We start from the raw sequence: 18,855 nt of genomic DNA on the forward strand, positions 1-18,855 counted from the left end.
ATGCTTATGACTCGATCACCTTCGGTGGCGTTGCTCGATCGAAATAAATAGAAATAAAAGAATATGTTAACTTTACCTCGTAAAAAATTTGCTCTGGAAGAATATCATCAAATAATTGCATCAGGAGTGTTGAGAGAAGACTATTTAATTGAGTTAATTAATGGAGAAATTTTTGAAATGTCACCCGTAGGATTTAGACACGCTTCTTGTGTAAAAAAAATTAATTACTTATTTGCGGAAAAGTTAGGTTCAAAAGTAATAATTGGGGTACAAGATCCCATTAAACTTAATGATAACTCAGAACCACAACCAGATTTAGTTTTACTCAAACCTCGTGATGATTTTTACGCTAATCAACATCCTACTCCCGAAAATATTTTTTTGTTAATTGAAGTAGCAGATAGCAGTATTGACTACGATCGAAACTTTAAAATTCCCATTTATGCAGAAAATAAAATTAAAGAAGTGTGGTTAGTTGATCTCAATCAAAACTTATTAGAAGTATATCAAAATCCCCAGAAAAACTATTATCAGAATATCAAAAAACTGTGTTCTGAAGATTCTCTTACCTTGACTCAACCAGAGGTAATTACTATAAGTCTCGATCGAATTTTATTTTAATCGTTTCCTGAAAGTGATGCCCCATTTTATATTTATTAATAATAGCCTATTTATTGGTACAAATTTATATTTTAACTAAGCTCAATACAAGTCTCATCCCTAAAAGTCTTGTTTCTCTTCACCTTCCTTCGGTAACTTTACTCAAACTAGCTTTGTAGTGTGGGTCTTCTTTGTCCATTCAAGATAAATTAAAGAAATGATATAATGGGTAATGAATCATTGATTATTGCTCCGACTGAAACCTTACAGCCGTATTTTCATTATTCGATCGCTACCAAAAATTCTCAGGGACGTTTCCCAATCATTCGTTACGATGATTATAATAATCTTAATAAGATTGTCGAAGATTATAGTATTGGATATTATTAACCCTCCCTACGAAACAAGCAAAAATCATTAAATATTCCTATGTTATATTGGAGATCGAAAAGACTGAATATATCAAGAATCTTTTTTAGGGTTTCTAACTAAGCCATGATACAATCCCCTGCTTCGCCCATAACGCAAATAGAATCACTTCCCGAAGGATGGGAAGAAATGTCTATTCCTGATATTAGTGACATTGTTACAGAAGATGATACCCCTGTGGATAATTTAATTTCAGAAAAACAACAGAGATTACTAACCAATTCTCTTTATAGCTCCCTCGATCGAGATTTTCCTTTTTTAGCCTCTGCTAATATAGGTTTATTTTACGGGGCGAAACGTCCTCCTTTAGTGCCTGATACTCTCCTTAGCTTTAGAGTTAGTATGCCGGAAGATTGGACACAAAAACAAAATCGCTCATATTTTTTGTGGAATTTTGGTAAACCTCCAGAAGTAGCAGTGGAAATTGTCTCCAATAAGGTAGGCAATGAATTAGGTAGTAAATTAATCGATTATGCCGATGCTGGAGTCGCCTATTATGTAGTTTTTGATCCTCTCTTTTGTCTTGGGAAAAAACCTTTATACGTTTATGAATTAAAGGCGACACAATATGATTTACTTGATGATTATTTTATGCCCAATATTGACTTAGGCTTAACTCTTTGGGAGGGCAAGTTTGAAGATAAACAATACACTTGGTTGCGTTGGTGCGATCGAGACGGTAATATCCTTTTAACAGGAGATGAAAAAGCCCAACAGGAAAAACAACGCGCTGACAGTGAAAAACAACGAGCGGATAAATTAGCAGAATATTTAAAATCTTTGGGAATTAATCCTGAAGAAATTTAACTCTCTAATTTTGACACAGCTTAAATAGGGTTGTTATAATAACTATATCAACTGTCAACTTGGGTTATTTTTTAGCCCGTACAAGTCAACTATCAACTAGCCTCCCTGTCTTTTTAGACACCCTTCTTCCGAAGGAATGGGAGGTTTTAATTTTTTTCCTAATAGATCAATCAATATTCTACCGTTTTACTGTCAGGATTGCGATTATTGCACAGGTAAAAGGAGGCAATTCCTCCGCTCTTTAAATTTATTTTTATGATAAAGTGATAAATGAATCTATTGATATTTAGAGTAATATAATGTCGAAAAATGCAGTCATAAAAGCAGTAACTGATGCGGAATTGAAAACAAAAGTTGAACAAATATTTATTGATATTGGTATGACTCCTGATGAGGCTGTAAATCTTTTTTATACACAGGTTTTATTACACAATGGGTTGCCTTTTGACCTGAAAATACCAAATCAAATTACAATTTCAGCTATAGATGATACAAATAAAAAAATTGGTGAAACATTTAATTCTGTAGATCAGCTTTTTGAGGATTTGAATGATTAACTAAAAATGCTTAAAATACATAGAACATCCCAATTTAAAAAAGATTTTAAAAAAGCGGTAAAATCAGGAAAAGAAATCAAATTATTAGTAGAAATTATTGAAAAATTTGTCAGAAAAGAACCTTTACCAACGAAAAATAGAGATCATAATCTTTCGGGAAATTATGCCGATTTTAGAGAATGCCATATACAACCCGACTGGCTTTTAATATATAAATATGATGAAGAAACCTTATTTTTGACTAGAATGGGCAGTCATTCAGATTTGTTTTAAGTCGATCGGTTTTATATCAAACTCAAGTAATTAATTCATAGGCTTTGATGGTTTCTTGGGCTACCCTATCCCATGAGTATAACTTCGATCGAGCCGTTCCTTTCATAATTAAATCCTCTCGTAAATCAGGTTGACTGATAACTTGATAAATCGTGTCGGCAAGGGAAATATAATCTTCTGGATTAATATACAAAGCCGAATCTTGAGCTACTTCGGGCAGAGATGAAGTGTTAGAAGTAATCACAGGAGCACCTAATGTCATGGCTTCTAAGACGGGTAAACCAAAGCCTTCGTAAAAAGAAGGATATACAAATACATCTGTAAGATGATAACAAACGGCTACTTCTTCATCGGATAAATAGCCTAAATGGTGAATATCTTGTTTAAATTCAGAGTTTTCGATTTCACCAAAAATTGTCTCATAATTCCAGCCTTTTTGTCCTACTAAGATTAAATGATGATTAATACCATAGTTTTTTTTGAGTAAATTAAAGGCTTTAACTAAGTTTATAATATTTTTTCTCGGTTCGATCGTGCTAACAAATAAGATATAAGGTTGGCTAAAATCATAATTAATTTTACTTTTAATTAACTCAATATTTTTAGATTTTAAATAGTTATTATTATATCTACTCGCTTCGGAAGTAATGACTATTTTCTCACTTTTAACGCCAAAATACTCCATAATATCTTGTTTAGTACTATTAGCAAAAGTAATAATTAAATCAGTCCATTGCAAACATTTTTTAATTCTTTGAGTATAAGTTTTAACAATTTGATTACTATAAAAAGGATATTTAAGAAAAGTTAAATCATGGATTGTCATGACTTTTTTACCATCAGAAAAAGGATAAACATAATGATCCGTACCATGAATTATATCCACATCTTGCCAAAATCGATCGAACTTAGGTACAAACAACCCTGCGGATTTACCTAAAAAATTACTCACCGTGACAGGTAAAGGTAAAAATTGTAAAGGAGAAATGTCTTGTAAACTATCAGGAAGAAGACGACTACCCTTTAACCATTGAGCCATAGAAGGTTGTCGATAAATATTAAAAGAGTAATCCGTGTCATTTTCTAAGGCTTTTAAACTCTTAATCAAGTTATAAGTATAGTATCCAACACCACTAGGACAATCTCGAATTGAACCACAATCAACTAAAATCTTCATCTTTATTTATTTTACTACCGTAGCACAGGCATCTTGCCTATGTGTATTTTTTCCGAATATCTATTATTGTACATTAAAAAATTTCTCTGTGTCATTGCGAGGTACGAAGCAATCTCAAATCCTTATATTAATTATGTCATTGCGAGGTACAAAGCAATCTCAAAGCCTTATATTAATTATGTCATTACGAGGCACGAAACAATCTCAAATCCTTATATTAATTTTGTCATTGCGAGGTACGAAGCAATCTCAAAGCCTTATATTAATTTTGTCATTACGAGGTACGAAGCAATCTCAAAGCCCTATATTAATTTTGTCATTGCGAGGTACGAAGCAATCTCAAATCTCTATATTAATTTTGTCATTGCGAGGTACGAAGCAATCTCAAAGCCTTACTTTATACTCAAAGAGAATTAAAATTCCTCATTCCTAATTTCTCATTCCTAATTATTTAAAAGGGATTACTAGGTACATTTAAACCACGCTCTCGCAAAAACTGACCAGTTTCACGGGAAGGACTATAATTATATCCAAAACCACTATTGCCCTCACCATCATCAAGAATTTGGGGAGTGAGCATGACAATAACTTCCGATCGACGATTATCCTTAAAGGTAGAACGGAAAAGACTACCAATAATTGGTAAATCACCCAAAATAGGAACTTTAGAAACATTAGTTCTTTCTTGATCCGTGATAATACCTGATAAAATTAAAGTTTGACCATCTCGTAAACGGATTAATCCCGAAGATACCTTTCTTTCAATTAATGGTCTGATAATATTAACCGCTCCAGGACCACTTTCAAATTGTTGTTCACTACCCGGTGCGCTAATAGTAGGATTTGCCACTAAATTAATAAAACCATTATCATCGATTTTCTGAATTGCAACAGATAAAGTTAAACCAGCAGGTTCAATCACAGGAGTGGTAGTTCTGACACTACTTAAGGGATCGATTTCTGTATTAACACTGGTGACAACATTTTCCACTAATTCAACACTACCAATTTGTCCTTCTTGAACTACGAGGGTAGGATCAGTCAAGATTTTAGCATTCCCCGAAGAAATATTGGCACGAATTTGAGCTAAAAAGGCTTGAGGTACATTAAAGTTCCCCCCCGGAATTACTACGGCACTATTACCCGGTTGTCCTGGACTCGCCGTAGAACCAAAGGGTGAAATCCGCCCCGTATTAGGAATCCCTATTACTTCACCATCTGGAAATGGAACTAATTGTTGATTATCATCAACTCTCCATTGTTGAGGATCAACATTACGTTGATTCGTCCCAAAGTTAATTACCCCAATACCACCACTTTGTACAACTCCAGTATCGTTAAGCCCCCAAGAGAAACTTAATCCAAAACTATCTCTTTGATCTAATTGTACATCAACGACTTTAACGTTTACGGCTACTTGACGACGACGAATATCTAATTGAGTTAAAAAGTTTGTAGCTTTCTGAATTAAATGAGGTTCACCGACTAAAGTAACGGTATCATGAATAGGATCGGCATGAACGGTCAAGCCTTTGAGTACTAAAAATTCGTTATCTTTTTCTTCACTTTCTAGTTTTTTAACAGTAAATGTTCTTTTACCATCATCCGCTATTTCCACCTCCACAATGTTACCCTGCGCCCCTTGGCTATTCAGGAAACTAGCGGCTCCGATCGCACTGTATTGATTTAAGCGCACACTACGAGTAATGGTATTTTTGACACTGGGGGGTAACTTATTACCGACAAAGATAGTATTACCTTGACGATTTGCCCTCAAACCAGAAACCATCAATACATTATTAAAAACATCTTGTACTGGTTCATTCTGTAAATCTAAAGAGACAGTGCTTGTAGTTTGTCCTTCGGCACTTTGATCTGTGAAAATAATATTTAATCCTGCGGCTCGACTAAGTAAGGCTAAAACTTCGGTAGCTGGAGCGTCTCTTAACACTAAACGGGGAACTGTGGCGTTCGTTCCTAAGTCAACAACTGGAAAATGAGTGTTAACATTAGAGATGGACATATCACCCACTGGTGGAGCTACCGCTCTAGTAAAAGGTGGAGGTGCTGGTTGATTATTCACAGGTTGCCCATTAATTTTAATAGTGGGATTAGGTACTAACACATCCTGATTTTGTGGAAAGGCTTGAGCAATCCAATTCGGTGGCTTTTTCAGGGTTAATTTTTTATTAACACTGGGATTTGCTAAGGCTAAAGATTGCCAACAAAGAAGAATGACAGCACTACTGCTTAAAAACTTGATTTGATGAAAAGAAAATTTGATCATTGATTTAACTCCCACACACAATTAATTAAATTTTAAAGGATGAAAACTGAAAATACTAAAATAAATAAAGCTCTTAAAAAAACTTATTGAGCAGGTTGTTCACCCTCAGCAGGAGGGGCTTCAGCAGGAGGCGTACCTTCGGCAGTTGGAGGTGCTGTATTTGGTACATCAGGAAAAACTGCTGTTAAAGTAATGGCGGTTTTAAGTTTTGGTTCTCCCACACTTAATAATTGACCATTTTCATATAAATATTGAGCTGGATCAACTGTAGAAGTTGTCAAGTTTTGTACTACTAATAAAGGTTGTAGCCTTTCTAAATCTTGTAAAAATAGTTGTAACTGCGTAAAAGTTCCTTCTAAGTCAAGATTAAAGGTTTTTACACCAATATTATTAGTAGCAAGAGTTCCCAATGAATCATCGGTGACTGCTTGTATTTCTCCTGCTGGAACGTAGCTATTCATTCTCACATTACTAATATTTCTAAAAGTATTGACATCTAATAATAAGGTGTCTATAGTTTCAGGGGATGAGAATAACTGCATTACATCTTCTTTAAGGTCTTTAGTTTCTTCTAACTCGTTACGCTTGTTGACAATAATTTGTTCTAATTGAGTGGAACTAAGTTGACTTAATTGAGCTTCTTTTTCTTGTTTTTGGTTATTCAGTTCCGATAATTCATTCAACACAGGCAATGCTTGAGACCAAAATAAGTAAGCGGCAATTAAAAAACCGCCCACACCGATGGCAGTACCTGTAATTTTAGGGGTAAATGTTATACCAAAGGCTTCGGGATATTCGCTACTGTCTCCAAAACCACCGTCTTGGGGATCAAATTCATCGGATGTGGTAAAAGATGTTGTCATTGAGTTGCTCCTCCTTCTGCTGGTGGTTGAGTTTGTACTACTGGTTCTAAATCTAAAGCTCCTTTTCTTTGTAAATAGGTTAATCGAGATACCAGCCCGATCGCTCCCCTTGCGTTCAGTTGATTTAAAAGTTCGGCGGAAGATGTATCATTAATTTCTGTGTTAATAGTATAACTGACCACTTCGGGTAATTCTATATCCATAGATGCTCCTCCGCCACCGTTTTGGGGAGTTGTTGTGGTTTCACTGCCCACTATTTGCGATCGATCGAAAATCACACTACCCGGATTAGCGGTTAAGGTGGTAGTAGCTAAAGTAGTTTTTTCGGGATCAAGAAAACGGGAATTTTTTAAGGTTAACAGAAAATCATTAACTCGATCGTAGGAATCAGCATAGCCGTTAATAGTCAGATTTTTATTGCCCGATTGATTAACCGCTTGAATTTGTACCCCTGAAGGCGTAACACTACTGATTTCCGCTAACATAGCAGACCAAGGGCGAATTTGTTTAAAAACACTTACCAGAATTGCTATTTCATTTTTTATCCCCCCAATTTCTGTTTCTATTTGTTGAACTTGGGCGTTTTGACCTTGTAATCTTTGAATTTCAGCATCTAACTGTGCGATCGTGTTGTTAGTAGCCGTTTTTTGATTATTTAACAAAAATAAAGCCCCTCCCGTGGCGGCAATAAAAGCCACTGCTACCCCCGCACCTATAATAATAGGTAACTGAATAGTTTTTGGGGTTGCTTTCGTAAATTTAGTGCTACCACTGGCGGCATCAAGTTTACGATCCTTAAGAAAATTAATATCAATATTGTACATAGTTAACTCATCCTCATGCCTAAACCGAGTACTGTACCTAATCCAGCCCTTTGCATTGGTGATAAATCCTCTTTAACTGTTAATGATAAAGCAGAAACGGGATCAACTTGCATGGCAGGAAGACTTAATTTTTTGGTAAAAAACTCGTCAATTTGAGCTAAACCTGAACCAGGACCTGCTAAAAGCAGTTGTACTACTTCCACATCGCCACTTTGATTCAAATAAAAATTGACCGATCGACGTAACTCGTCCACTAATTCCCCTAAAACCCTTAACAAAGAATCCATACCCGGGTTAATCCATGTTTGACTACTGGTAGTATTAGTTGTCGTTTGTTCGGGATTATTGGGAATAGTAATTTCTTGTAATAACTCCGTATTTTTAGAGGTAGGTAAATTCATAGCTTGGGCTAAAGCCGTTTGCATTTGATAAGTACCAATGGGAATAGTACGGGAAAATTGAGGTACACCCTCCACAATGATGGCAATTTCAGTACTATCAAATTCAATATCCACTAAAACCACCGCTTCACTAGAAGAAAATTGTTTTAACTGTTCTTTGATAGTTCTAATTAAAGCAAAACTGTTAATTTCTAGCACATTAACTTTTAACCCTGCTTGTTGAAAAGTCTCTAGGTATAAATCCGTCACTTCTCGGCGAGTAGCAACTAATAAAACTTGTACTTTCTCAATACCATCATCGTCCACAAAGTAACCTAGTTTTTGATAATCCAGATCGACTTCTTCTCTGGGATAAGGTAAATAAAGACTTGCCTCATGGTTTAATACCATATCACGCAATTCTTGATCATTTAATTCGGCAGGAATGGGAATAATCCGAATGATCGATTCTTTCATCGGTACAGCCGTAGCGATTTGTTTCGGTTTAACTTTTGCTTCTTTTAAAAGTTGATCAATTAATTCTGCTAAACCGGGGGAATCGACTATTACCCCTTCCTCAAATATTTCGTCGGGAACATCGATCGAGTGATATTTTAAAAGTTTATATTGTTGTCCTTTTTTTGCTAGTTGAGCTAAAGTAATTTTATCGGGATTAATTTCTATCCCCACACCGTTACTCCCTCCTCCGAGCAAACCATCGAAAAAACTAAACATAGTAAGTTCTCCTTCTGCGTATTTTCACGGATTCAAGATCAAAATTTTATAAATCTATATTATCCTATTCAAATAAACAATGAACAATAAATAATTAGAGGTGGGCAAAAAAAGTATTTTGATGAAGAGAGGGAAGAGGGAAGAGGGAAGAGAGAATAAGTGACCAAAATCAAGGTTTTGATTTTTTATTGTCATGAAATTTTGAGCTAAAATAAGGATGTAGGTAGTAAAGCGAGAAAAGTATATGAAGGGCAAATTATCTCGAAGGTTAAAATTGATTTATCGTCAAGACAAAGTTTCTACTTTTCTGTTTACCCTTGGTATCGCAGATAGTCTATTGGGGGGTTTTAGTGAACGGTGGACATTACTATCTTTGGGCGTTTTTGTTGCCACCATGGGGGTATTTGTGCGGTGGTTACAGTTAGAAAAATCTAAAAAAATGGCTTCCTTATCTCGATCGAATTCCTATAAATATCTTCCCCCCAGTAACGAAAATTTACTCCCCCTCCCCCCTCTCAAAAGAAAAAGAGATTTAATGTAAATTGTCAATTCTTCATTCTTCATTCTCAATTCTTCATTCTTACCGTCTATCCCAACGAGTTTGAGTTAAGTTCGATCGAGTCGTTCTATTAATAGTAACGGGTTTAACGATTTGTTTTTGTGATTGAATATCAGGAGATACGATTTCTTGAATAGTACCTTGAGGAATTTCTTCGGGTAAAGTAGCAGGAGGAGTATTTACTTCTTGATTAGTCGCTTCTGTCTGAGTTGGTTCATTATTATTTAAAGGCAGAGGAGTTTGAGCCGTAGCGGAATCATAGCTAAAATAAACATGACCTAAAACTTTACCTTCGTAGGTTCTTTTACTAAAGCGCCACCCCTGATTGAGATTGATTTTCATGGGTTGCCCATTTAAACCTTGAGCCGTACCAATGATAATAGGAGCTTGACCCGGATTTCTACGGTGATTTCCCACCAAGATTAAATTACCATTTTGTTCTACTAAATCTAAGAGAATATCTAAACCGTAGTCTTGTCCATCAGAACGAATGGAATAACCATTAGAATCGGTACTACGGCGACAATGACCACTAAAATCGAAATTAGCTAAAAGTAAATCCACATTGACAGGATTCGCTCCAGCTTCGCTCCAGCATTGATTTTTACCTTGAATTTGCTCGATCACGATTAAATTATATTTACCATCACCGTAGGGTTGTGCCACCGCAATAAAATCTGATTGTTGTACCTCTGTTTCCTGAAAAGTTACCCCGTGAGCCGATGGTAAAGGTAAAATGGCTGATAAGGTTGTTAAAAGTAAAACTGATAGTTGTGTCGATATTAATGATTTAAACATAGTTATTTTTCCTATTTGATTTGTGTTCCTCACATTCAGCAAAATGCTCTAATTATTATAGATAATCTTAGGACATACTTTAAAACATTAGATGTTAATTATCTGTACTCCCCTGTTATACCGTTTGACGATCGATCGTTAACGATGTTCCTTAAAAATAATATCTGATTTTGCCATGATCACGGCATGGTTTAGAAATAATTTGTCTAAGGTGTAATAAAAACATTTACAATAACTAGAAAGATTATTTATGACAATGAAACAATGGTTTATAATCTCAGAATCGCAGATTTACCCTTAAGCGAACGTCCTAGAGAAAGATTGTTAGAGTTAGGTGCTAAAAATTTGACCCCTGCGGAGTTAATCGCTATTTTATTGGGTACAGGGCAGGGAAAAGGCAAATTATCCGCCGTAGGATTAGCTCAATATATCCTTAATCAACTGAGTGAAAATAAGCGAGATCCCCTTAGTGTATTGCGAGAAATTTCACCAACCGAATTAATGGGCATTTCGGGAGTAGGACCGGCTAAAGCCACAGCTATACTAGCAGGAATGGAGTTAGGAAAACGAGCTTTTCAATTTCGCCCTTCCGCAAAAGCTATTATTGATAGCCCCAATGCCGCTGCCGCAGCTTTCAGCCATGATTTAATGTGGCAATCTCAAGAACGTTTTGCTGTATTGTTATTAGATACGAAAAATAGTTTAATCAGCTCTCAAGTTATCACCATCGGTATTGCTACAGAAACTTTAATCCATCCACGAGAATTATTTCGGGAGGCGATTAGACATTCTGCGACAAATATGATTATTGCTCATAACCATCCTTCAGGCAATCTTGAACCTTCGATCGAAGACTTAAATTTAACTGAACAATTATTAGAATGTGCCAAAATTGTCGGTATTCCCATCCTAGATCATCTCATCATCGGTAATGGTAACTTTCGCAGTATTCGTCAAAATTCCACCCTTTGGGATCAATATTCTGATTGATCGATCGTCAGAGTTTGAGGAAGTTTTAGCCTTTTTGAATATTTAAAGGGATTTAAAGAAAACATGAATATAAATCAATTTCTGTCTAAAAAAAGAAATCTAATTTTATTAACCTTAATTTTATTCGGTTACTTCATATTACGTCCTGCTCCTTCTTTTAAATCTCAAATTCAAACATCAGATAAGATTAAAGGTGTTTGGGTAACAAATATTGCAACTTCTTTTTTTCATCATACAACCTTATTAGACAATGTTTTTTATCATTTAGCTAAATCTGGCTATACTCATGTTTATGTTAGTACTTATAGTTTTGGAGGCACACTTTATCCCTCTAAACACATCAAAAGTAACCCGTTAGTTGTACCACCATTTACAGATGTTTTAAAAGCATCAGAAAAAGAAGCCCAACGTCAAGGCTTAAAATTATATGCTTGGTTAGAGTATGGTTTAATGTTGATGCCCAATGATTCTATTGCCTTAAATAATCCAGACTGGTTATTAAAAACTGCTTCAGGAGAAACCGTTGTTGATGGATTTGTCTGGCTTAACCCTGAACATCCAGAAGTACAAAAATATATTTTAGGCATGATTGAAGAAGTTGCCAGTTATCAAGGTTTAACGGGAATACAACTTGATGATCATTGGTCTGTACCTCGTCAATTTGGTAATCATAGTACTGCTATGAATAAACTTACTGCTAAAGTTAAACAACGTCTTGAGGAGGTTAATCCTGATTTGATTTTTAGTTTATCTCCTAATCCTTACAGTTTTTCCAAAGAAAAATATAATCAAGACTGGTTAAAGTGGGCAAGACAGGGATATATTGACGAGGTTGTAATTCAAATATATCGATCGAATGCCGAAGAATTTGAACGATCGATCTTGACTTCTCAGATTCATCAATTACCGAAATCGATACCTGTAGCCATCGGAATCTATGCAGGGAATTTTGGTAATTTTAAGACATCTTCAGAGATTCAAAAACAGATAGATATTAGTAAAAATCTTGGTTATGGATTTTCTATTTTTTGTTGGGAATACAGATTTCTGGGATCTTTATAACTTGTTAAAATATTGCTCGATCGAACTCAACCATAATAAATATTTATGGATAATCAAATATTGAAGAATTTTAATTAACTTTAAAAAATGTAAATTATATCTCTCAAAATTAAGAGATTTATTATCCTTATCTAATTAATTTGAAAACATATTTATTAGTAAATTAAACATTCTGAAAAATTTTAAATAGATTAATAAAAGAAAGTTCTATTAATTAGAATAAAAAATTGTTAAAACAAATTTAATAATTTCTTAACCATTAAACTTCATAAATAGTTGAAAAATTTTAGAACTTGATGCTAGACTGAAAGCGAAATTTAAAAATTCACCAATATTATGGTTCAAGCAATCACTAAACCTGTGACAGAGACTCTGTCAACAGAAGAACTGCAAAAAATTCACGCCTATTGGCGCGCTTGTAATTATTTAGCAGTAGGGATGATTTATCTACAGGACAATCCCTTACTCAAAGAGCATTTAAAACCAGAACACGTTAAAAATCGTCTCTTAGGACATTGGGGATCGAGTCCGGGGTTAAGTTTTGTTTATGTACATCTCAATCGCCTGATTAATAAATACGATCTGAATATGATCTATTTAGCAGGACCTGGCCATGGTGCGCCCGGTATTTTAGGACCTGTATATTTAGAAGGTACTTATTCCGAAATCTACCCCGATAAAAGCCTTGATGAAGAAGGAATGCGTAGATTTTTTAAACAATTTTCGTTCCCTGGGCATATCGGCAGTCACGTCACCCCTGAAACCCCCGGTTCAATCCACGAAGGAGGGGAGTTAGGTTATAGCTTATCCCATGCCTACGGTTCAATTTTAGATAATCCTGATCTGATTTCTGTGGTAATGGTGGGAGATGGTGAGTCGGAAACTGGTCCTTTGGCAACTTCTTGGCATTCTAACAAGTTTATTAATCCTATTCGTGATGGTGCGGTATTACCTATTTTGCACTTAAACGGTTATAAAATTGCTAACCCTACCATTCTTTCTCGTATTTCCCATGAGGAATTAGAAGCTCTTTTCATCGGTTACGGTTATAAACCTTATTTTGTGGAAGGATCAGACCCCGAAGAAATGCACCAGAAAATGGCTGTCACCCTTGAGGAGTGCGTCAGCAAAATTAGGGCGATTCAGATGGAAGCGCGTGAAAGTGGCGTTCCTAAGCGTCCTCGTTGGCCTATGATAGTATTTCGTTCTCCTAAAGGTTGGACTGGTCCAAAAGATGTGGACGGCAAGAAAATGGAAGGTTTTTGGCGATCGCACCAAGTACCCATGGGAGAAATGCACAGTAATCCCGAACATCTAAGACTTTTAGAAGAATGGATGAAAAGCTATAAACCTGAAGAATTATTCGACGAAAATGGTCGTTTAATCCCTGAATTACAGGCATTAGCACCGAAAGGCGATCGACGTATGAGTTCTAACCCTATTACTAATGGTGGTTTACTCAGAAAAGATTTAAACTTGCCTGATTTTCGTGATGCTAAATATGCCGTAGAAATTCCCTCCCCGGGTACAGTGGAAGTGGAAAACACCAAAGTTATGGGTATCTTTTTGCGGGATGTGATGGCGAAAAACATGACCAGTTTCCGAGTATTTGGTCCTGATGAAACCGCCTCGAATCGTTTGAATCCCATTTACGAAGTATCCAAAAAAGTTTGGATGGCGGACTATTTACCCGAAGATGCAGACGGTGGCGAATTGTCCCCTGATGGTAGGGTAATGGAAATGTTGAGCGAACATACCCTCGAAGGATGGTTAGAAACCTATCTTTTAACGGGCAGACATGGCTTATTTCATACCTACGAAGCCTTTGCCCATGTTATCGATTCCATGTTTAACCAACACGCTAAATGGTTAGATATTTGTAAAAATCATGTACCTTGGCGTGCGCCCGTTTCCTCTTTAAACATTCTTTTGTCTTCTACCGTATGGAGACAAGATCACAATGGTTTTTCCCACCAAGATCCGGGTTTTGTGGATTTAGTGACCAATAAAAGTGCAGATGTAACCCGTGTTTATTTTCCCCCTGATGCTAACTGCTTATTGAGTGTGATTGATCACTGTTTACGCAGTAAGGATTATGTTAACGTCATTGTGGCAGACAAACAAAAACACTTGCAGTACCTAAATATTGATGAAGCCGTCAAACACTGTACGAAAGGTGTTGGTATTTGGGATTGGGCTAGTAATGATGATCAGGGCGTTTCTCCTGACGAACCCGATGTAATTATGGCTTGTTGCGGTGATGTGCCTACTAAAGAATCTTTAGCGGCAACTCAGATTTTACGCCGTGAATGTCCTGAGTTGAAAGTACGTTTTATCAACGTGGTGGATATTTTCAAGTTACAAGACGACACTGAACATCCTCACGGTTTATCCCGTCGTGACTTTACTACTTTATTCACTGAAGATAAACCGATTATTTTCAATTTCCACGGCTATCCTTGGTTAATTCACAAACTCGCTTATCGTCATATTAACAACGATCGACTCCATGTCAGAGGTTATAAAGAGGAAGGTAATATTAACACTCCCCTTGAATTAGCTATCAAAAATCAGATCGATCGATTTAACCTTGTAATTGACGTGATCGATCGAGTTCCCAAACTTGGTTCTCGTGCGGCATACTTAAAAGAACGCATGAAAAACGAGATCATCGATAACTTAAACTACGCCCATACCCACGGTATCGATAAACCAGAAATGAATAACTGGAAATGGGAAGGGTAATTAATGAGGAATGAGGAATTAGGAATGAGGACTTAAGAAGTAAGAATAGTTTTAGTCATTAGACTTCTCCAGAAATTATTATTTTATCACCGTAGAACAGGCATCTTGCCTGTATTTTTGAAAATGTCTATTCATCCATAACCCACAATGTAATAAATTACATTGCTAACAGCTAACGTCTGCTAAAGCGACTCTATTCACTATGGTTATCGAGGGTAGTCGAGATTTGTATTGAGCGTAGTCGAAATATGCACTATTCCCTTTTCCCTTTTCCCTCTCTTCATCAAAATACTATGAGACAACTTCTAAGTCGCTTGTGCTAAATACACGATCGCACCTAAACCAGAAGCCATTTCTTCAGGAGTAATTTTGCCATCATGGTTAATATCTAAAGCATCAAACACCGCATCAGCACCAGCCCATTCTTCACGGGAGATAAAACCATCTCCGTCTAAATCATAGACATGGAAAATATCACTAACGGCATGGGCTAAAGATTTATCTCCTTCTAATCTTTTTAAGCGATTTGCCAAAAGTTGCTCAAGGGTTTCTAAGGCTTTTGTAAATCCGATAATACCTTCCTCTAGTTTTTCCGATGCCATAGCGTCTTCTGAGTGCATTTTGTCAAAAGTAGTCTTATCGACTGTTATCTGCTCAATATCGAGCTTTAATGCTGTCTCAGGGCATAATTTACGGATTAATTCCCCCTCTGTATTACTTAATTGTTCTAATAATTTAGGGGAGATAGTCAACAAATCACATCCCGTTAGCTCAATAATTTCGCCAATGTTGCGGAAACTTGCACCCATGACTTCGGTTTTATAGCCGAATTTTTTATAGTAATTATAAATTTGAGTTACGGATTGCACCCCCGGATCATCTGCTCCTATATAATCTTTACCAGTGGTTTTCTTATACCAGTCGAGGATTCTACCCACAAAAGGAGAAATAAGAGTCACTCCTGCTTCGGCACAGGCTACGGCTTGATGAAAACCGAATAGTAAAGTTAAATTACAGTGGATGCCTTCTTTTTCCAGTATCTCGGCGGCTTTGATACCTTCCCATGTAGAGGCAATTTTAATTAAAATCCGCTCTCGATTAATCCCTGCTTTTTCATATTGAGAGATTAAATAATGGGCTTTTTCGATCGTACCTTGGGTATCATAGGATAAACGAGCATCAACTTCCGTAGAAACCCTACCCGGTACAATATTTAAGATTTGTTTACCAAAGGCAACCGCTAACCAATCAATCGCCAGTTTTATCACTGTATCAATATCAGCATCTTCCCCTAACTCCTGTCGAGCTAATTTTAAAGTATCATCGACAATGCCTTGATATTCGGGCATTTGTGCCGCCGCCGTGATGAGTGAGGGATTAGTTGTGGTATCTCTAGGAGTAAAATTTTCAATGGCTTGAATTTCGCCTGTATCTGCCACCACGATCGTGTATTGTTTTAATTGTTCTAATAAATTAGTCATATTTTTATTTGATTCAGAAAGTTTCAATATGTTGTCAAGACTTAAAAGAATCACCTTGATTTTTCTGTTTTTAATCCTCGTAAATATTGTGACAACATTTATTATGCACCTTGACAAGTCTTTATCTTCAATGATAATCACAAACAATAAAAATATAAGTTAAGTTTCATTAATGCTAAAATGTTGATCAGACATTTCCCAAAAATATAGGCAATGTTTAACAATACAGGTAAGATGCCTGTTTCACGGTTTTAAAAAAAAATCTATCAATTAAATTATCTGAGTTTTCAATTAATTCTTAATTTTTAATTCTCAAAAATGCTAGATAAATTACCACCTCTTAATAACGAAACAATTTGGCAAATTATCGAAGAAAAATTAGATGATGAAATTGCTAATCAATTAGTTTGGTATTATTTAGGTTATCGTTATGATTCTACTACTCAAACATGGGATAATTCTCAAGTAGAAACATCATGGCGTGAAGAATATCCAACCCCTCCAGATTTTATCGCTAATCGTCCTCCTACTGTCAAATTAACTCGCTCTATTCCTCCTGAAAATAAACAACTTTTAAAGGAAGAATTAGGGTTTAAAGGTTATAAAATAGGGGAGTTTACTCCTCGTCATACCCGTAGGGCTACGATCGCAAATTGGCTATTAAGTTATCGAAAATTAATGACTAATAATAGAAATGTTTGAGAATGAAAAAGCACCGATTTAGTAGGTTGGGTTAGCGATAGCGTAACCCAAAGAAATGGGTTATTTCTTATAGTCCATGAAAATTTATCATCTTCTCCATTATTATATTAATCATCCCATCCTTAAATAACTTATGAGTGAAACTATTTTTAGTAAAATTATTCGCAAAGAAATACCCGCAAACATCGTCTATGAAGATGATTTATGTTTAGCATTTAAAGACATTAACCCTCAAGCGCCCACTCACATTCTGGTTATCCCGAAAAAGCCCCTTGAAAGAATTGATAGTGCGCAAATGGAAGATCAAGCCTTATTAGGACATTTGCTCTTAACTGTTAAAAAAGTAGCTCAAGAAGCGAATTTAACTAACGGTTATCGAGTCGTTATTAACAATGGTAACGATGGAGGGCAAACAGTGGATCATTTACACTTACATATTTTAGGCGATCGATCGATGCAATGGCCTCCCGGTTAATCAAATTATCATCCATCACCAGTAATATATATTCTTATTTAACAAAATCTTTTATGATTAAAACTCTTATCATCGCTCTTGTTTGTCTTTTTTGCCTATTTCAAAATCCTCTCCTTGCAGAAGATAACGTCAATATTACCATTACAGAAGAACAACTACAACAAGGGGAAAATATCGCACGAGAAGCCATTTTAGCCACAGAAAATGGTGATTTTCCTCAAGCAGAAATCTATTGGACTCAATTAGTTGAGCAATTTCCCACCAATCCTGCCGTGTGGAGTAATCGAGGAAATGCTAGGGTAAGCCAAAATAAACTCAAAGAGGCGATCGAAGACTATAATCAGTCTATCACACTAGCTCCCGATGCTCCCGATCCTTACCTGAATCGTGGGACAGCTTACGAAGGGTTAAAACAATATCACAGTGCGATCAAAGACTATCAAAAAGTATTAGAATTAGACCCAGAAGATGCCATGGCGTATAATAACTTGGGCAATGCTAACGCAGGATTAGAAAACTGGGAAACTGCCCTAGAATACTACCATAAAGCCTTTGATTTAGCTCCTAATTTTGCCTTTGCCAGTGCCAATGAATCCTTAGTATTGTATCAACTAGGCAAAAAAGATCAAGCCTTAACTAAAATGCGTAACCTTGTGCGCAAATATCCCATGTTTGCCGATATGAGAGCGGCATTAACCGCAGTATTATGGGAAAAAGGAAAACAAGGGGAAGCAGAAAGTAACTGGGTTGCGGCGATCGGTATTGATACCCGTTATAAAGATTTAGACTGGCTAAAAACCGTGAGACGTTGGCCTCCCAATATGGTTGTAGCCTTAGATAAGTTTCTAAATCTTGAGAGCAACTAACAGATGAAATGTAGGGGTTTAATACATTAAACCCACCCTTATCAAAATATTTAGCAAAATGGGATTAAAAGATATTGAAAAATTTTAAAAGATATTGTATAATGGTAAACCGTTAAGCAAAAGGCTTGGTAGCTCAGTTGGTTAGAGCAGGGGACTCATAAGCCCAAGGTCGGCGGTTCAAATCCGCCCCGAGCCATTGTTGTACAGTGCCAAATTAATTGTCATCGGTGACAAATTAATGTCGT

Annotated in this window: 19 protein-coding genes and 1 tRNA gene; 13 read left to right on the forward strand and 7 right to left on the reverse strand. The window is 36.1% G+C overall.

Annotated elements, in window-relative coordinates; genetic code table 11:
* The first annotated feature begins 63 nt into the window (after window positions 1-63).
* The 5 genes from ACN4EE_RS00120 (at window position 64) to ACN4EE_RS00140 (ending at window position 2,666) form a co-directional block, all read left to right on the forward strand.
* Complete coding sequence (locus ACN4EE_RS00120) at window positions 64-621, forward strand: Uma2 family endonuclease (protein ID WP_431704356.1); 558 nt, start codon at window positions 64-66, stop codon at window positions 619-621.
* Between the two features lie 204 nt (window positions 622-825).
* Complete coding sequence (locus tag ACN4EE_RS00125) at window positions 826-990, forward strand: hypothetical protein (RefSeq protein ID WP_431704357.1); 165 nt, start codon at window positions 826-828, stop codon at window positions 988-990.
* Window positions 991-1,095: 105 nt separating this feature from the next.
* The gene (locus tag ACN4EE_RS00130) at window positions 1,096-1,836 is read left to right on the forward strand and encodes a Uma2 family endonuclease (protein ID WP_431704358.1); all 741 of its coding nucleotides are present in this window, start codon (window positions 1,096-1,098) and stop codon (window positions 1,834-1,836) included.
* Between the two features lie 299 nt (window positions 1,837-2,135).
* On the forward strand, window positions 2,136-2,393 hold the full coding sequence (locus ACN4EE_RS00135) for a type II toxin-antitoxin system RelB/DinJ family antitoxin (RefSeq protein ID WP_431704359.1): 258 nt from the start codon (window positions 2,136-2,138) through the stop codon (window positions 2,391-2,393).
* 6 nt (window positions 2,394-2,399) lie between these two features.
* Window positions 2,400-2,666, forward strand: coding sequence for a type II toxin-antitoxin system RelE/ParE family toxin (locus ACN4EE_RS00140; RefSeq protein ID WP_431704360.1), 267 nt, complete (start codon window positions 2,400-2,402; stop codon window positions 2,664-2,666).
* A 22-nt stretch (window positions 2,667-2,688) separates the two neighbouring features.
* Here the strand turns inward: ACN4EE_RS00140 and ACN4EE_RS00145 are convergent, their stop codons facing one another.
* From ACN4EE_RS00145 to pilM, 5 genes are all read right to left on the reverse strand, one after another.
* Entirely contained in the window at window positions 2,689-3,843 is a 1,155-nt protein-coding gene (locus ACN4EE_RS00145) for a glycosyltransferase family 4 protein (protein WP_431704361.1), read from the reverse strand.
* Between the two features lie 451 nt (window positions 3,844-4,294).
* Window positions 4,295-6,130, reverse strand: coding sequence for a secretin and TonB N-terminal domain-containing protein (locus tag ACN4EE_RS00150; RefSeq protein ID WP_431704362.1), 1,836 nt, complete (start codon window positions 6,128-6,130; stop codon window positions 4,295-4,297).
* An 83-nt stretch (window positions 6,131-6,213) separates the two neighbouring features.
* The gene (locus ACN4EE_RS00155; RefSeq protein ID WP_431704363.1) at window positions 6,214-6,993 is read right to left on the reverse strand and encodes a type II and III secretion system protein; all 780 of its coding nucleotides are present in this window, start codon (window positions 6,991-6,993) and stop codon (window positions 6,214-6,216) included.
* A complete protein-coding gene (locus ACN4EE_RS00160; RefSeq protein WP_431704364.1) occupies window positions 6,990-7,817 on the reverse strand; it encodes a PilN domain-containing protein in 828 nt (275 codons plus the stop codon). The genes ACN4EE_RS00155 and ACN4EE_RS00160 overlap by 4 nt, the downstream gene beginning before the upstream one ends.
* Window positions 7,818-7,819: 2 nt before the next feature.
* A complete protein-coding gene (gene pilM, locus ACN4EE_RS00165) occupies window positions 7,820-8,932 on the reverse strand; it encodes a type IV pilus assembly protein PilM (protein ID WP_431704365.1) in 1,113 nt (370 codons plus the stop codon).
* Window positions 8,933-9,176: 244 nt separating this feature from the next.
* On the opposite strand from pilM, the gene ACN4EE_RS00170 reads away from it, so the two are divergent.
* Window positions 9,177-9,473, forward strand: a complete 297-nt coding sequence (locus tag ACN4EE_RS00170) for a hypothetical protein (protein WP_431704366.1) — start codon at window positions 9,177-9,179, stop codon at window positions 9,471-9,473.
* Window positions 9,474-9,512: 39 nt separating this feature from the next.
* On the opposite strand, the gene ACN4EE_RS00175 is transcribed toward ACN4EE_RS00170, so the two are convergent.
* Complete coding sequence (locus tag ACN4EE_RS00175) at window positions 9,513-10,289, reverse strand: DUF3747 domain-containing protein (protein WP_431704367.1); 777 nt, start codon at window positions 10,287-10,289, stop codon at window positions 9,513-9,515.
* 264 nt (window positions 10,290-10,553) lie between these two features.
* Between ACN4EE_RS00175 and radC the strand changes: the two genes are divergently transcribed.
* From radC to ACN4EE_RS00190, 3 genes are all read left to right on the forward strand, one after another.
* Entirely contained in the window at window positions 10,554-11,279 is a 726-nt protein-coding gene (gene radC / locus ACN4EE_RS00180) for a RadC family protein (protein ID WP_431704368.1), read from the forward strand.
* Between the two features lie 63 nt (window positions 11,280-11,342).
* Complete coding sequence (locus ACN4EE_RS00185; RefSeq protein WP_431704369.1) at window positions 11,343-12,341, forward strand: glycoside hydrolase family 10 protein; 999 nt, start codon at window positions 11,343-11,345, stop codon at window positions 12,339-12,341.
* A gap of 336 nt (window positions 12,342-12,677) precedes the next feature.
* Window positions 12,678-15,086, forward strand: coding sequence for a phosphoketolase family protein (locus ACN4EE_RS00190; RefSeq protein WP_431704370.1), 2,409 nt, complete (start codon window positions 12,678-12,680; stop codon window positions 15,084-15,086).
* 305 nt (window positions 15,087-15,391) lie between these two features.
* Here the strand turns inward: ACN4EE_RS00190 and ACN4EE_RS00195 are convergent, their stop codons facing one another.
* Complete coding sequence (locus ACN4EE_RS00195) at window positions 15,392-16,567, reverse strand: transaldolase (protein WP_431704371.1); 1,176 nt, start codon at window positions 16,565-16,567, stop codon at window positions 15,392-15,394.
* Between the two features lie 318 nt (window positions 16,568-16,885).
* On the opposite strand from ACN4EE_RS00195, the gene ACN4EE_RS00200 reads away from it, so the two are divergent.
* From ACN4EE_RS00200 to ACN4EE_RS00215, 4 genes are all read left to right on the forward strand, one after another.
* Window positions 16,886-17,269: a DUF1823 family protein gene (locus ACN4EE_RS00200; protein ID WP_431704372.1), complete on the forward strand. Its 384-nt coding sequence runs from the start codon at window positions 16,886-16,888 to the stop codon at window positions 17,267-17,269.
* A 133-nt stretch (window positions 17,270-17,402) separates the two neighbouring features.
* On the forward strand, window positions 17,403-17,744 hold the full coding sequence (locus tag ACN4EE_RS00205; RefSeq protein WP_431704373.1) for a histidine triad nucleotide-binding protein: 342 nt from the start codon (window positions 17,403-17,405) through the stop codon (window positions 17,742-17,744).
* Between the two features lie 53 nt (window positions 17,745-17,797).
* Window positions 17,798-18,610, forward strand: coding sequence for a tetratricopeptide repeat protein (locus tag ACN4EE_RS00210; RefSeq protein ID WP_431704374.1), 813 nt, complete (start codon window positions 17,798-17,800; stop codon window positions 18,608-18,610).
* Window positions 18,611-18,732: 122 nt separating this feature from the next.
* Window positions 18,733-18,806, forward strand: a tRNA-Met gene (locus ACN4EE_RS00215).
* Window positions 18,807-18,855 lie beyond the last annotated feature (49 nt).

The organism is Geminocystis sp. CENA526 (genome assembly GCF_050753365.1).
Taxonomy (GTDB): Bacteria; Cyanobacteriota; Cyanobacteriia; order Cyanobacteriales; family Cyanobacteriaceae; genus Geminocystis.

Coding starts and splice junctions, on each gene's coding strand:
- ACN4EE_RS00120 (WP_431704356.1), top strand. CDS start 64: ATGTTAACTTTACCTCGTAAAAAATTTGCTCTGGAAGAATATCATCAA.
- ACN4EE_RS00125 (WP_431704357.1), top strand. CDS start 826: ATGGGTAATGAATCATTGATTATTGCTCCGACTGAAACCTTACAGCCG.
- ACN4EE_RS00130 (WP_431704358.1), top strand. CDS start 1,096: ATGATACAATCCCCTGCTTCGCCCATAACGCAAATAGAATCACTTCCC.
- ACN4EE_RS00135 (WP_431704359.1), top strand. CDS start 2,136: ATGTCGAAAAATGCAGTCATAAAAGCAGTAACTGATGCGGAATTGAAA.
- ACN4EE_RS00140 (WP_431704360.1), top strand. CDS start 2,400: ATGCTTAAAATACATAGAACATCCCAATTTAAAAAAGATTTTAAAAAA.
- ACN4EE_RS00145 (WP_431704361.1), bottom strand. CDS start 3,843: ATGAAGATTTTAGTTGATTGTGGTTCAATTCGAGATTGTCCTAGTGGT.
- ACN4EE_RS00150 (WP_431704362.1), bottom strand. CDS start 6,130: ATGATCAAATTTTCTTTTCATCAAATCAAGTTTTTAAGCAGTAGTGCT.
- ACN4EE_RS00155 (WP_431704363.1), bottom strand. CDS start 6,993: ATGACAACATCTTTTACCACATCCGATGAATTTGATCCCCAAGACGGT.
- ACN4EE_RS00160 (WP_431704364.1), bottom strand. CDS start 7,817: ATGTACAATATTGATATTAATTTTCTTAAGGATCGTAAACTTGATGCC.
- pilM (WP_431704365.1), bottom strand. CDS start 8,932: ATGTTTAGTTTTTTCGATGGTTTGCTCGGAGGAGGGAGTAACGGTGTG.
- ACN4EE_RS00170 (WP_431704366.1), top strand. CDS start 9,177: ATGAAGGGCAAATTATCTCGAAGGTTAAAATTGATTTATCGTCAAGAC.
- ACN4EE_RS00175 (WP_431704367.1), bottom strand. CDS start 10,289: ATGTTTAAATCATTAATATCGACACAACTATCAGTTTTACTTTTAACA.
- radC (WP_431704368.1), top strand. CDS start 10,554: ATGGTTTATAATCTCAGAATCGCAGATTTACCCTTAAGCGAACGTCCT.
- ACN4EE_RS00185 (WP_431704369.1), top strand. CDS start 11,343: ATGAATATAAATCAATTTCTGTCTAAAAAAAGAAATCTAATTTTATTA.
- ACN4EE_RS00190 (WP_431704370.1), top strand. CDS start 12,678: ATGGTTCAAGCAATCACTAAACCTGTGACAGAGACTCTGTCAACAGAA.
- ACN4EE_RS00195 (WP_431704371.1), bottom strand. CDS start 16,567: ATGACTAATTTATTAGAACAATTAAAACAATACACGATCGTGGTGGCA.
- ACN4EE_RS00200 (WP_431704372.1), top strand. CDS start 16,886: ATGCTAGATAAATTACCACCTCTTAATAACGAAACAATTTGGCAAATT.
- ACN4EE_RS00205 (WP_431704373.1), top strand. CDS start 17,403: ATGAGTGAAACTATTTTTAGTAAAATTATTCGCAAAGAAATACCCGCA.
- ACN4EE_RS00210 (WP_431704374.1), top strand. CDS start 17,798: ATGATTAAAACTCTTATCATCGCTCTTGTTTGTCTTTTTTGCCTATTT.